Here is a 14,569-nt window from a genome sequence, read left to right on the forward strand (position 1 = left end):
ATGATTTTTTATTTCAAATGGAGTTTCTTAAAAACTCTTCTGTGCTCATGACACCTGCATATACGTCATTCAAACTTGCTAAAATTGTATTGTGAATATAAACAGCAGGTATAGTAGCATTTTTAAATGAAAGATCTCTTGTAGCACAAGCATCATGTATAACAGTACAATGGAAGCCAAAATCAAAGGCAGCCCGTACTGTCGCATCAATACACATATGAGTCATCATCCCGCATATTATGACGTGCTCGATTTCTGAATGTTGTAACTGTTCTAGAAGGTCAGTTTCTCGGAAACTATTTGGATAGTGTTTGAGTATAACAGCTTCATCTCTAAGCGGACGGACATTTTCGTGAATATGGACACCCTCTGTATTGGGTAGGAAAAAAGTAGCATCATCTTTTATAGCTACATGTTGGATATGAAAAATAGGTTCTTTTTTCATTCTAAAATGTTGTAGTAGCTGACTAGCATATGCACTTGCTTCTAATGCGTTGCGTAATTCCATATTTCCATTTGGAAAATAATCATTTTGAATGTCAACGAGTAAAAGAGCTGTTTTCATATAATCTATTGACCTCCATTTTTATGTTGTATTCATGTAATGTTATTCAGTTAGGGGGGGATATTTTCCTTTTTATATCTCTTATAAACAATAAAAAATATTATTTTCTAACTTTTTCATTGACTCCGACTTTTCGGAGTTATATAATAGGAATTAATTAAATGACAATTGATTCGATACACTCTTATCCAGAGAGGTGGAGGGGCTGGCCCTATGATACCTCAGCAACGGGTTTTAAAATACCGTGCTAATTCCAGCAAGCTCTTTAGAGGCTTGGAAGATGAGAAGATATGAATGAGTATATAAGTGCTCTTCTTCTTATTTTTATTATGGATAAGGAGGAGGGCATTTTTTATTTGCTCTCAAGGTTCTGTTTCAAACTGTCGCAGCATATTGAAACTTGAAAAAATCGCAAAGTAATATCGCGTTTAACGAAGTAACAGTAGGAACCCCTCCGCTGTTAACTCGTTCAACATATACTATATCTAACAGACGATACCCTAATTTTGTACCTTCCAATTCTGTATAACATATAAATTTAATGTCTGTTAGGTAAAAAAGGCCAGGAGTTTTCCTGGCCTTTTTATTTATCCCGCATTAACGGGCAGTAAGACCCCTACCTCAAGATTCAGAGAGAAACGAGGAAGGTAGGCGGGGGATAAACTGCCTATAAAAGCCCGATTGGTGCAGGCTGATATTCAGTGGGGGGATGAAGCAAGCCCCACTGAATAAAGTTTTACTTTATTCAATCGTAATGTTCTTTAAGTTACTAGTTGTAGAATGGGTTGTTTCTTGCATACAAGAAGAAAGCTCTTCTTGTAAAATATTTAGCACTTTTCTTGCAGACTGCTGAATTGGAGTAGGTAATTCATTTATGATATACATGCCAACTTTTAGTTTTGTTTGAATCATTTCTCTTAATAATTCCTCACGCATGAACCACACCTCCAAAGCGAATATTTAATACATCCCCTTCAAACTTAGCACCTTGAACGGATAAGTGTGTTAACGTTTTCGGCAACGTAATGTTTCGTTTAACAGAGCCTGCACGGATGATGAGTTCATCACCTTTTTGATTCAATGAGAGGTCATTTTTATCTGAGAATGGAATAGAGAGAACAAAAATATATTCATCCCCATCTTTCTTTACATATTGTGTACGCCCATTGAACTTTACAGCAGTCGGTTCTACATCATCTTTGAATAAAGTATCTCCCACACGCTCTAGCATAGGTAAGCCAACTACTTCTTGTTCAAACATGGGAGCTTCATAAATAGGAAGTGGTTGAAAGCTATCTTGGATAAGTGCTTTATATTTCTTTTGCGCATCCTTCCATGCTTGAAAGTAGGAGTCAGTAACAGTATTAGGGATGACACGGTTAATCATGATCGCATCGACGTTATAATCATATAAATTCAAATAGGTGAAACTACGCTGCGCTTCTTTAATAACCATTTTTTCTGGATTGACAACAACGCGAATACTCGTTACTTCTCGATTCGATAAAATATCTCGCATTTCTCCTAGTTGTTCAAGTGTATTCGTTAATTCATCCATAATATCATCAGTAGGGAGTGGGACGCCGAGGAGCGGTTGTGCAACAGGACGGACAACTTTTAAAACCTTTCTTTTAATAGGAAAGAGTTTTTCCATCCACCAACCGAGCATATCAGGAAAGCTGAGCATAGCTAAAGTTTCTCCAGTCGGTGCGCAGTCAATAATGATGACATCATATGTGTTTTGTTTATAGTAATCAAGTACACGCAGCAAACTAATTAAGTCTTCCATACCAGGAAACATTGTTAATTCTTCAGTTGTAATATCGTCAGCCGCTTTTGATGTGAACAGCAAAGTAATATACTTTTGTAATTTTCCCCAGCCTTTTTCCATTTCATAAATGGTATTGATCTCTTGCGCCCATAAATTCTCACGAAGTTCTTTTGGTTCAGAAGATAATTTTATGCCGAATGAATCTCCTAAGCTATGAGCTGGATCGGTACTCATTACTAATGTTTTTAACCCTTGTTTTGCACTTTGAAGTGCTGTTGCTGCTGAAATGCTAGTTTTTCCTACGCCGCCTTTACCTGTATACAAAATAATTCTCATATTTATTTCCCCTTTGTTTCGATAGTCGAATATTACGATTGTCGAAATATTTATTTGAACAAAAACCCATAAAGGGCTTTATTCGATCGGGATGTTTTTCATCTTAGGTGTAGGAAGCTTTTCGACTTGTTTTTGTTGTGACGTAGCAATGTGGTTCATAATCTTTTGGAAGATTTGTAGTAAGAATGCTTTCTCTTCTTCTGATAATGCTTCTGTCACAAGGTTAAAGTAATGAGCTGCATTTTGTTTCACTTCTTGAACGAGTTGTATGCCAGTTTCGGTTAAACGAATCAGTACAATGCGTCGATCATTTTCATTCCGGTAGCGCTCAATATATCCTTTTTTCACAAGTCGATTCACGACACCTGTCGTCGTACTCATGGGAATATCAAGAAGTTCGGTGATCTTTGTCATTGTAATATCCGTATTTCGCTCCATCCATAACAGGCAAAATATTTCCGTTTTAGAAAGCGATAAATCAAGGCTGACCCATTCTTCAGGATAGAAAAGCTTCTTGGCGTTATCTAGCAGTAAGTCTAAAAAATGTTCGTATTGCAACAATTATTTCCACTCCCGTATATTTCGAGATTCGTAATATTATTTTTATTTTATGCGCGTTGTAAATAAAAGTCAAATGATTATTGCCTGTTTTTTCAGACTAAATGAAAAAGAAATCTCATATTAGTAATATACTTATCTATTATAGACATAAAGCTAACAAGAAAATATCCACTTATTCCCTCTTTTGTTTTCACACGGCCTGGGGCGAAAAAGGGAACTAACTGCTTCTATGCATGGCCGGATGCTCTCTCCCATTTGAACAGAATGATTTGATGTTCGTTTTTAAATTTGAATTTACATAAAAATTCATAATAAGTAATATACTTATCTATAATGGATAGATCGCTAGCAAGGGGGAGAACAATGAGAAGGAGAAATACCCAGGCGTTCACATTTTTAGCATGGACTTCATTTGTTTGTGCGCTTTCTGGCATGTTAATAGGTATCTACACATTAGATGAAACGCTTAGCGTAAAAGGCTACTATTTAATAGGTACATTATTTTTAACGATGTCATGTTTTGTACTGCAAAAAACAATTCGTGATAATGAGGAAGATAACGAACGATTTCCGAAAAATAAACCGTTAGATAAAGAGTGATGTATGGTGAAAGGCAAAAGCCTTTCTTTTTTTATGTAAAAATGCTGTAAGTGTCGTGTGTTGACTTGCTTGAAGTACTGAAAATTTGGTATCATCAATAGTATTGTAGATTGAACGATATATTATGGAGGTGGCCTAGCCGTGTCAAGAATTTCCGTTGAAAATGTAAAGCATGTAGCGCATTTAGCACGCCTTGCAATTACAGATCAAGAAGCAGAAAAATTTCAAAAACAACTCGATGCAATTGTTACATTTGCAGAACAGTTAAATGAATTAGATACAACAGATGTAAAACCAACAACTCACGTATTAACTATGAAAAATGTTATGCGTGAAGATGTACCAGAAAAAGGTTTACCAGTAGAAGAAGTATTAAAAAATGCACCGGATCACAAAGATAACCAAATCCGTGTTCCAGCAGTATTAGAATAGAGGAGGGGAATTTCGATGTCATTATTTGATCATTCTGTATCAGAGTTACATAAGAAGTTAAACAACAAAGAAATTTCCGTTACGGATTTAGTAGAAGAATCTTACAAACGTATTGCGGATGTTGAAGATAACGTAAAAGCTTTTCTTACATTAGATGAAGAGAATGCACGTGCGAAAGCGAAAGAATTAGATGCAAAGATTGGTGCTGAAGATAATGGTTTATTATTCGGTATGCCTATCGGTGTAAAAGATAACATTGTAACTAACGGACTTCGTACAACTTGTGCGAGCAAAATATTAGCAAACTTTGATCCAATTTATGATGCGACAGTTGTGCAAAAGCTAAAAGCTGCTGACACAGTTACAATCGGTAAATTAAATATGGACGAGTTCGCAATGGGTTCTTCAAATGAAAACTCAGGTTTCTATGCTACGAAAAATCCATGGAACTTAGATTACGTTCCAGGTGGATCTAGTGGTGGTTCTGCAGCGGCAGTAGCAGCAGGAGAAGTATTATTCTCTCTAGGCTCTGATACGGGTGGTTCTATCCGTCAGCCAGCTGCATATTGCGGTGTTGTAGGTTTAAAACCAACTTACGGACGCGTATCTCGTTATGGTTTAGTTGCATTCGCATCTTCACTTGACCAAATCGGGCCAATTACACGTACAGTAGAAGACAATGCATACTTATTACAAGCGATTTCAGGTATTGACCGTATGGATGCAACTTCTGCAAATGTTGAAGTTGGGAACTATTTAGCTGGTTTAACAGGCGATGTTAAAGGGTTACGCATTGCTGTACCGAAAGAATACTTAGGCGAAGGTGTTGGCGAAGAAGCACGTGAGTCAGTACTAGCTGCTTTAAAAGTATTAGAAGGTATGGGCGCAACTTGGGAAGAAGTATCTCTTCCACACTCTAAATACGCTCTAGCAACGTATTACTTATTATCTTCTTCTGAAGCATCTGCTAACCTTTCACGCTTCGATGGCGTACGTTACGGTGTTCGTTCTGATAATGTAAATAATTTATTAGATCTTTACAAAAACACACGTAGCGAAGGTTTCGGTGATGAAGTAAAACGTCGTATTATGCTTGGTACATTTGCTCTTAGCTCTGGTTACTATGATGCATATTACAAAAAAGCTCAACAAGTACGTACATTAATTAAGAACGATTTTGAAAATGTATTTGCTAACTATGATGTTATTATTGGACCAACAACGCCAACTCCGGCATTTAAAGTAGGCGAAAAAGTTGATGATCCAATGACAATGTATGCAAACGACATTTTAACAATCCCAGTAAACTTAGCGGGTGTTCCAGCAATTTCTGTTCCATGTGGATTCGGTGCTAACAACATGCCACTTGGTTTACAAATCATTGGTAAACACTTCGATGAAGCGACAATTTACCGCGTTGCACATGCGTTTGAGCAAGCAACAGACTATCATACAAAAAAAGCAAGTCTGTAAGGAGGCGAGCATAGATGAATTTAGAAACAATTATTGGTTTAGAGGTTCACGTTGAGTTAAAAACAAATTCGAAAATTTTCTCTGCGAGTCCAACAGAATTCGGAGCGGAGCCAAATACACAAACAAGTGTAATTGACTTAGGATACCCGGGGGTACTTCCTACTTTAAATAAAGAAGCAGTTAATTTTGCAATGAAAGCTGCAATGGCATTAAATTGTGAAATCGCAACGGAAACAAAGTTCGACCGTAAAAACTATTTCTATCCAGATAATCCGAAAGCTTACCAAATCTCTCAATTTGATAAGCCAATTGGAGAAAATGGTTGGATTGAAATCGAAGTAGACGGTAAAAAGAAACGTATCGGTATTACACGTCTTCATTTAGAAGAAGATGCTGGTAAATCAACACATACAACTGACGGTTCATTAGTAGACTATAACCGTCAAGGTATGCCTTTAATCGAAATCGTGTCTGAGCCAGATATGCGTACACCAGAAGAAGCATACGCATACTTAGAGAAGTTAAAATCAATCATTCAATACACTGGCGTATCTGATTGTAAGATGGAGGAAGGTTCTCTACGTTGTGATGCGAATATTTCCCTTCGTCCAGTTGGACAAGAGAAGTTTGGTACAAAAGCAGAACTGAAAAACTTAAACTCTTTCACTTATGTACAAAAAGGACTTGAGCATGAGCAAGTGCGCCAAGAAAAAGAATTATTATCTGGTGGCATCATCCAACAAGAAACACGTCGTTATGATGAAGCAACGAAGAAAACAATTTTAATGCGTGTCAAAGAAGGATCTGACGATTACCGTTACTTCCCAGAGCCAGATTTAGTGGAACTTTACATTGATGATGAGTGGAAAGAACGCGTTCGTGCTTCTATTCCAGAACTTCCAGATGCTCGTAAAGTACGTTACGTTGCAGAACTTGGTTTACCAGCTTATGATGCACACGTATTAACATTAACAAAAGAGATGTCTGATTTCTTTGAAGCAACAATCGCAGATGGTGCAGACGCGAAGTTAACATCAAACTGGTTAATGGGTGAAGTACTTGCATACTTAAACAAACAACAAAAAGAATTAAAAGACGTAGCGTTAACGCCTGCTGGTCTATCTAAAATGGTTCAATTAATTGAAAAAGGTACAATTTCTTCTAAAATCGCGAAGAAAGTATTTAACGAATTAATTGAAAAAGGTGGAGACCCAGAAGAAATCGTTAAAGCGAAAGGTCTTGTTCAAATTTCTGATGAAGGTACACTTCGTAAAGTTGTAACTGAAATTCTTGATAATAATGAACAATCTATTGAAGATTTCAAAAACGGTAAAGACCGTGCAATTGGCTTCTTAGTTGGTCAAATTATGAAGGCAACAAAAGGACAAGCGAACCCACCACTTGTTAATAAAATCTTGTTAGAAGAAATCAATAAACGCTAAATAAAATTGATTAGATTTGAAAGGTTAGCCAGAGAAAGCACCCATATTTGGGTGTTTTTTCTGAGTTAATCAAACGTTTGTTTAAATTAGAAATTATTTAAATAAACGTTTGATTAACTGTCAAATGTGAGAAAATGTTTGTATAGCAACTATGGTATGATAGTTGCAAAAAGGTGGGAATAATGATAAATCTAGACATAGAGAGTTTTTCATCTCGTGAAATAATAGAATTGTAATCCCCATTTTTATAAACAATAGCAAGTGTAATGAAGAATGAAATCATATATATAGTTTGGTTAAATAGGCCAAAACTTACATTCGTTAATTATTTTCTAGTGTAACGTGGTATGAACCCTGGTTCTTACCTGTCCTTTTCAATTGGGATGAAAGAAGGATATGGAGATGAGAGGAGGTAGGCATGGGAACACTGGATAAAGGTTTAATATATTCTTTTTCCATGAGTGATGAATAAGAAATTTCCTATGCTAATAAATGATGAAGCGAGCGAGAATAATTTATAACCCTACTTCTGGGAGAGAGTTGTTTAAAAAAAGTTTACCAGAAGTACTACAAAAATTAGAACAAGCTGGATATGAAACATCTTGTCATGCAACAACTGGTCCTGGAGATGCGACTGTGGCGGCGAGGCAAGCTGCAGATCGTAAGTTTGATGTTGTAATTGCAGCAGGCGGTGACGGGACGTTAAATGAAGTTGTAAATGGTTTAGTTGGGCATGAACATCGTCCAAAGTTCGGCATTATTCCAGTTGGAACGACAAATGACTTTGCACGTGCAATTGGTGTCCCCCGTTCTATTGAAGAAGCTGCAGATATTATTTGTGAAGGTAAGACGGTTCCATTAGATCTTGGTAGAGCAAACGATACATATTTCATTAATATTGCTGGTGGCGGGCGTATTACAGAATTAACATATGAAGTGCCAAGTAAATTAAAAACAGTTCTTGGACAGTTAGCGTATTATTTAAAAGGGATTGAAATGTTACCATCACTACATCCAACATATGTTGAAATCGAGTATGATGGAAAGCTACTACAAGAAGAAATTACGATGTTTTTAATTACAAATACACGCTCTGTTGGTGGATTTGAAAAGGTTGCCCCATATGCATCTATTAATGATGGTTTATTTGATTTATTAGTGCTGAAGAAGGGATCTATTGCTGATTTAATTAAAGCAGCAACACAAGCGCAGCGCGGTGAGCATATTAATAACCCAAAAGTTTTATATACACAAGCAAATCGTATTAAAGTTCACTCACCAGATAAATTAATGATTAACTTAGATGGTGAATATGGCGGAGATGCGCCGATGGAATTTGAAAATATATATCATTGTCTGGAATTATTTGTTCCTGAACATAACGAGGATGCCTTATAAAGGCATCCTTTTTATATTCAGGTGAGAGGAACAGGAGACAACATGTTCTTTTTTTTGCTATTTGCCACAAGGACGATATCTTTTATCGAATCGCTGATATATTGAAAAAATCACCAAATGATTAGACTTGAATTGTAAATTGGGAATTGATTTGATTTTTATGGTATTTTTACAATTCGTTCATCTTACATCCATATTTGTTTGCTACACTAAATGAGAAAAGGGCTGAAAGGTAGGGTGTGTTATGGAGAAGGTAAAGGCGATACTCTTTGATAAAGATGGAACATTAATGGATTTTCATTCAATTTGGATTAAAGTTGCTGAAGAACTTGTAGCTGAACTTATAGAATTACATCAATTACCTCAATCATTACAGGCAACGATTTTAGAAGAAATTGGTGTTGAAGGGGTGTACGTTCATCCAAGTAGTGTATTAGCAGCAGGAACAAGCCTTGATATAGCGAAAATTTGTTGTAAGTATATACCGTCTGTTGGAGAGAGTGATATGCATCACTGGATAAGTGAAAACCTATTTACTCTTATGTACCAACATCGTTCACATATGAGAATGACGGCAGACTTACCAAAACTTTTACAAGCATTGAAAGAAAAAGGGTTTATTTTAGGTGTTGTGACTGCTGATGATTTTGCACCGACAGAACTCTTTTTAAAGCAGTGCAAAATAGAATCGTTTTTTGACTATATTATAGCTTCAGATACATTTCCAGCTCAAAAACCAGATAAACAAATTGTAGAATCGTTTTGTGAAAAGTTCGAGTTAGACCCAGGAGAGGTAGTGATTGTTGGGGATACACCAACAGATTTATATTTAGCGAAAAATAGTGGGGCTTGTTATGCAATTGGAGTTCTTTCAGGGACGGGGGATCGTCAAACATTAGCACCACTTGCAGATATTGTATTAGATTCTGTCGGTCATTTCATTTCTGATTCTGGAGAACTGATTTGGGAACGAGAAAAGTCTAATTTATAAATAAAATAAGTCTATAACGACTNNAGTCGTTATAGACTTATTTTTTATGTCGAAATCCTGAGAAAACTAGAAGATTATTGCATTCGTTATGTTGGCATACATCTTGCAATATAGAAAAAGAAAATCATAGCATAGAAAAGGATGGGAGAAACGATGAATAAAAAATTCGCTAAAGTAAATGAACAAATTCCAGGACCAAAAGCAGCTTCTTTATTAGAACGCCGTCAAAATATCGTCCCAAGGGGTGTGAGCAATGGGATTGCAACATTCGTACAGTCAGCTGATGGTGCACTTGTAACAGATGTAGATGGAAATCAATTTATTGATTTTGCAGGAGCAATCGGAACAATTAACGTAGGGCATTGTCATCCGGCTGTAAAAGAGGCGCTTCATAAACAAGTAGATCAATATATTCACACTGGTTTCAATGTGATGATGTATGAACCATATATTGAATTAGCTGAGAAGCTTACAGCAATAGCTCCTGGTAATTTTGATAAACAAGTATTGTTTTTAAATAGCGGTGCTGAAGCTGTTGAAAATGCGGTGAAAATCGCTCGTAAATATACGAAACGCCCGGGTATTATTGCGTTTTCAAAAGGATTTCACGGTCGTACATTGATGACAATGACGATGACAAGTAAAGTGAAGCCTTATAAGTTTGGATTTGGTCCATTTGCACCAGAAGTATATAAAGCGCCATTCCCATATGAATACCGTCGTCCAGAAGGTTTAACAGACGAACAATATGATAACTTTATCATTGAAGAATTTAAGAATTTCTTGATTTCAGAAGTTGCACCAGAAAGTATAGCTGCTGTTGTAATGGAGCCTGTTCAAGGTGAAGGTGGCTTTATCGTTCCAAGTAAGAAGTTTGTGCAAGAAGTACGTAGTCTTTGCTCTGAATATGGCATTTTATTCGTAGCGGATGAAATTCAAACAGGCTTTAGCCGTACAGGAAAATATTTTGCCATTGATCATTATGATGTCGTACCAGATTTGATCACTGTTTCTAAATCATTAGGTGCAGGGGTGCCAATTAGCGGTGTCATTGGCCGTAAAGAAATTATGAATGAATCAGCACCAGGAGAACTTGGAGGAACATACGCAGGAAGCCCATTAGGTTGCGCGGCAGCATTAGCTGTTTTAGATATTATTGAGAAAGAAAAATTAAATGATCGAGCTATACAAGTTGGAAAAGTTGTGATGGATCGATTCGAGGATATGAAGAAAAAATATAATTGTATTGGTAATGTTCGCGGACTAGGAGCGATGTGTGCATTTGAACTTGTTAAAGACCGTACAACAAAAGAACCAGATAAAGTACTAACAGCAAATTTATGTGCGGAAGCGAATAAACGTGGATTACTCTTACTATCCGCAGGGACGTACGGGAATGTCGTTCGTGTGTTAATGCCACTCGTTATTACAGATGAACAGCTAGAAGAAGGGCTTACAATTATTGAAGATTCCTTGCAAGCTTGTTATGAGCAAGCTGATATCGCTCGTGTGTAAATAGTAACAGTTATTTATAACAAATATGCAATCATTCTAGTTTTATTCCGTTTTAAAAAACAGAAAATTCCCTTAAAAGGAGATTTCACTTTATAATGAAATATAAGCGATAATAAAGGGAAACAATGGACCTTGCATTTGGGGAGTGGCTAGAATGGTTGCAGAAAAGGAACGAGCGTTTATGGACTTAAAGGATGTATTTGAATATGCATTTGATGAGATATTTGTTACGGACGAGAAAGGAACCGTCGTTCGTGTAAATAGTACATGTGAAAGACACTATCAATTATCTGCTGAGGAGTTAGTAGGTAAGCATGTAAAAGAGTTACAAAAAGAAGGAATTTTTTATCCATCTGCAACATTGGAAGTAATTGAGAAGAAAAAGCCGATTGAGCTTGTTCAGTCAACAAAGTCAGGAGAGTATTTACATGTCCGTACAAGGCCTGTATTTGATGAACAAGGAAATTTGCGAAGAGTAATTAGTTATTCTCGTGATCTTACTGAACTCTACCAATTACGAAAAAAGGTAGAAGAGATGGATAATCAGTTAAAGACATATAAAAAAGAGTTAAGAGAAACGTATGAATATGAAGGGCTCATTTTTAAAAGTGTAGCTATGCAAAAAATAGTCGAAACAATCAAAAAAGTTTCTATGGTAGATAGTACGGTTCTTATTTTAGGTGAGACTGGAGTAGGGAAAAGTAGATTAGTACGCCATTTGCATGAAGTGAGTCATCGTAAAAATGAAATGTTTTATGAAATTAATTGCGCGGCATTACCGACAAACTTAATCGAATCGGAATTGTTTGGTTATTCAGGTGGTTCATTTACAGGTGCAAACCGTGAAGGGAAAAAAGGAATTTTAGAGTTAGCTCATAAAGGAACTCTTTTTTTAGATGAAATTGGTGAAATGCCACTTGAAATTCAAGCGAAACTATTACAAGTATTGCAGGAAAAAACATTCCGCCCAGTAGGAGGACGGGAATTAAAAAAAGTAGATGTTCGGATTGTGGCAGCTACGAATAGAGATTTAGCTGAAATGGTGAAACAAGGTACTTTCCGAAAAGATTTATACTATCGTTTAAATGTAATACCGATTCAAATTCCTCCACTTCGTGAGAGAACGGAAGATATTTTACCGTTAGTCTATCATTATTTAAATCATTTTAATGAAAAGTATGGGCGTGATGTAAAATTGGCTCCTAGTACTTTACAAATGTTTGTAGGGTATCCTTGGGAAGGAAATAATAGAGAGATAGAGAACGTAATTGAAAGGATTGTTATTACTGCAGATGATATTGTTATGATAGAAGACTTACCATTATCTATGCAAGAATCAACTGTTGAACAATCCGGTCAAAGTCTTTATAAAATGCTAGAGGAAGTAGAACGAAATATTATCCTCAAAGCATATAAAACACACGGATCCAGCTATAAAGTCGCAGAATACTTGAAAATAAGCCAATCTGCAGCAACTAGGAAAATTAAGAAGTTTATAGGCGAAGAAATTATATAAATACAAATTGAAAAAATGGCATAACACTTTTCTTCCTTGGCGGAAAAGAGTATTTGATCATGCATAAAAGTGGTCAGTACCTTTTTTAGCCCTATGTCAGGAGAAACTAAAGGGAGAGCTTCTTTCGTTTTCAGAACCTCGACTTGTATGTTGAAAAATTAAAATGGTATGAATGTAAAAGGTTACCCGAGGTTATTTCTTTGTTCGAATGCTTTTTTGAAAGTATGATAGAAATATGGAAAAAATGAAGTGAATATAAAGGAGGAAGAGAACATTGGATAAGAAAGCGACGTATGTAAATTTAGAGCAGAAAGCTATGTATATAAATGGAGAATGGATTACGCTGCAGGAAAAAATTGAGATTAATAACCCGGCAACGCAGGAAGTATTTGCAACGGTTCCGAAGGGCGGAGTAACAGAGGCAAAGCAAGCTGTAGACGCTGCACACGAAGCTTTTAAATCTTGGTCAAAATTAACAGCTGCTGATCGTGCGCAAAAATTAAAGAAGTGGTTTACGTTAATTGATGAAAACAAAGAAGAAATTGCAGCGATTATGACAAAGGAACAAGGAAAGCCGTTCCTAGAGGCACTTGGAGAAGTAAACTATGCAAATAGCTTTGTAGAGTGGTATGCGGAAGAAGGAAAACGAGTGTACGGTGATATGATTCCAGCTTCTCACCCGAATAAACGTATTTTAGTAACGAAGCAACCTGTAGGTGTTATTGCAGCGATTACCCCATGGAATTTTCCAGCGGCAATGATTACAAGAAAAGTAGCCCCAGCACTTGCAGCAGGTTGTACAGCAGTTGTAAAACCTGCAAGTCAAACACCGTTAACAGCATTAAAATTAGCTGAACTTGCACATGAAGCTGATATCCCAAAAGGTGTTTTAAACATTGTAACAGGTAGTGCGAAGGCAATTGCCGATACTTGGATGGAAGATGGACGCGTAAGAAAGGTTTCATTTACAGGATCAACTGAAATTGGCAAAGAATTAATGTGTGGAGCTGCGAAAACGATGAAGAAAGTTTCGCTTGAGCTAGGTGGTCATGCTCCATTTATCGTAATGAACGATGCCGATTTAGATAAAGCAGTAGAAGCAGTAATTGGTTCGAAATTCCGTAATGCTGGACAAACATGTATATGTACAAATCGTGTATTTGTGCAAGAAGCGGTGTATGGAGAGTTCGCAGCGAAATTCCAAAAGGCAGTCGGACAGCTTAAAGTAGGCGATGGATTTGGAGAAGGTACGACTGTAGGACCACTTATCGATGCGAATGCTGTAGAAAAAGTACAGGAACATATTGAAGATGCAATCAAAAAAGGTGGCGAAATTCTGTATGGAGGCCAAACACTTACAGAATTAAACGGTCACTTCATTGAGCCAACGGTCATTGGAGGCGCTAATGACACAATGTTATGTATGAATGAAGAAACATTTGGTCCAGTTGCGCCAGTTGCGAAATTTGAAACGGTAGAAGAAGTCATTGAGCGTGCGAATAACACGCCATATGGTTTAGCGGCGTATGTATTTACAAAAGACATTAGCCAAGCCTTTCAAATTAGTGAAGCATTAGAATACGGAATTATTGGCTTGAACGATGGACTTCCATCCGTTGCACAAGCTCCATTTGGTGGATTTAAAGAAAGTGGGATTGGTCGTGAAGGCGGTTATTATGGAATTGAGGAGTATTTAGAAATTAAATATATTTCGTTAGGGTTGTAATCGCTACTGGCTTCTATTTGTTAACAGCTATCTTCTGCAGAAGATAGCTGTTTTATTTGGTTTATTGGGAAAAAAGGTGGCACCCTCTTTTTTATTGTCGTTATTTGTTGGTTAGTCGATATCCTTTGTCGAATCGCCGATATATTCGAATTTGCGCCGATATATTGTGAGAAATGGTCGATATATTTGGGAAACCACTCATGAAATTTCATTTACCATTTTGCATGATAGACTTTCCACAAC

General features: G+C 36.7%; 13 protein-coding genes and 1 riboswitch. Of the genes, 9 read left to right on the forward strand and 4 right to left on the reverse strand.

Going from position 1 to position 14,569, the window contains the following annotated elements; all coding sequences use genetic code 11:
* Nucleotides 1-13: 13 nt before the first annotated feature.
* The 4 genes from CN373_RS20550 to CN373_RS20565 all read right to left on the reverse strand — a co-directional run bounded on the left by CN373_RS20550 (nt 14) and on the right by CN373_RS20565 (nt 3,233).
* A complete protein-coding gene (locus CN373_RS20550) occupies nt 14-565 on the reverse strand; it encodes a cysteine hydrolase family protein (RefSeq protein WP_098360068.1) in 552 nt (183 codons plus the stop codon).
* 181 nt (nt 566-746) lie between these two features.
* A riboswitch (SAM riboswitch) is annotated at nt 747-852 on the forward strand.
* 454 nt (nt 853-1,306) lie between these two features.
* Nucleotides 1,307-1,501 carry a DUF3926 domain-containing protein gene (locus CN373_RS20555; RefSeq protein WP_001206438.1) on the reverse strand — a complete coding sequence of 65 codons (195 nt, stop codon included), beginning with the start codon at nt 1,499-1,501 and terminating at the stop codon, nt 1,307-1,309.
* Nucleotides 1,494-2,672, reverse strand: coding sequence for an ArsA family ATPase (locus CN373_RS20560; protein WP_001220272.1), 1,179 nt, complete (start codon nt 2,670-2,672; stop codon nt 1,494-1,496). The genes CN373_RS20555 and CN373_RS20560 overlap by 8 nt, the downstream gene beginning before the upstream one ends.
* Before the next feature lie 78 nt (nt 2,673-2,750).
* Nucleotides 2,751-3,233: a MarR family winged helix-turn-helix transcriptional regulator gene (locus CN373_RS20565; RefSeq protein ID WP_000942459.1), complete on the reverse strand. Its 483-nt coding sequence runs from the start codon at nt 3,231-3,233 to the stop codon at nt 2,751-2,753.
* Between the two features lie 363 nt (nt 3,234-3,596).
* Between CN373_RS20565 and CN373_RS20570 the strand changes: the two genes are divergently transcribed.
* From CN373_RS20570 to CN373_RS20610, 9 genes are all read left to right on the forward strand, one after another.
* On the forward strand, nt 3,597-3,833 hold the full coding sequence (locus CN373_RS20570; protein ID WP_001254393.1) for a YiaA/YiaB family inner membrane protein: 237 nt from the start codon (nt 3,597-3,599) through the stop codon (nt 3,831-3,833).
* A 141-nt stretch (nt 3,834-3,974) separates the two neighbouring features.
* Complete coding sequence (gene gatC / locus CN373_RS20575; RefSeq protein ID WP_000086999.1) at nt 3,975-4,265, forward strand: Asp-tRNA(Asn)/Glu-tRNA(Gln) amidotransferase subunit GatC; 291 nt, start codon at nt 3,975-3,977, stop codon at nt 4,263-4,265.
* A 15-nt stretch (nt 4,266-4,280) separates the two neighbouring features.
* Entirely contained in the window at nt 4,281-5,738 is a 1,458-nt protein-coding gene (gene gatA / locus CN373_RS20580) for an Asp-tRNA(Asn)/Glu-tRNA(Gln) amidotransferase subunit GatA (protein ID WP_000051437.1), read from the forward strand.
* A 14-nt stretch (nt 5,739-5,752) separates the two neighbouring features.
* Complete coding sequence (gatB, locus tag CN373_RS20585; RefSeq protein ID WP_001047691.1) at nt 5,753-7,180, forward strand: Asp-tRNA(Asn)/Glu-tRNA(Gln) amidotransferase subunit GatB; 1,428 nt, start codon at nt 5,753-5,755, stop codon at nt 7,178-7,180.
* A 492-nt stretch (nt 7,181-7,672) separates the two neighbouring features.
* Nucleotides 7,673-8,578, forward strand: coding sequence for a diacylglycerol kinase (locus tag CN373_RS20590; protein WP_002055591.1), 906 nt, complete (start codon nt 7,673-7,675; stop codon nt 8,576-8,578).
* A gap of 244 nt (nt 8,579-8,822) precedes the next feature.
* Nucleotides 8,823-9,569 (forward strand): HAD family hydrolase, encoded by a 747-nt coding sequence (locus CN373_RS20595; protein ID WP_000416675.1) that lies wholly within the window; start codon nt 8,823-8,825, stop codon nt 9,567-9,569.
* A gap of 153 nt (nt 9,570-9,722) precedes the next feature.
* Nucleotides 9,723-11,084 (forward strand): 4-aminobutyrate--2-oxoglutarate transaminase, encoded by a 1,362-nt coding sequence (gabT, locus tag CN373_RS20600; protein ID WP_001034441.1) that lies wholly within the window; start codon nt 9,723-9,725, stop codon nt 11,082-11,084.
* Nucleotides 11,085-11,238: 154 nt separating this feature from the next.
* On the forward strand, nt 11,239-12,600 hold the full coding sequence (locus CN373_RS20605; RefSeq protein ID WP_098360069.1) for a sigma-54 interaction domain-containing protein: 1,362 nt from the start codon (nt 11,239-11,241) through the stop codon (nt 12,598-12,600).
* Between the two features lie 274 nt (nt 12,601-12,874).
* Nucleotides 12,875-14,326 carry an NAD-dependent succinate-semialdehyde dehydrogenase gene (locus CN373_RS20610; RefSeq protein ID WP_000358142.1) on the forward strand — a complete coding sequence of 484 codons (1,452 nt, stop codon included), beginning with the start codon at nt 12,875-12,877 and terminating at the stop codon, nt 14,324-14,326.
* Nucleotides 14,327-14,569: the final 243 nt, after the last annotated feature.

Source organism: Bacillus cereus, from assembly GCF_002561295.1.
GTDB classification, from domain to species: Bacteria; Bacillota; Bacilli; order Bacillales; family Bacillaceae_G; genus Bacillus_A; species Bacillus_A cereus_S.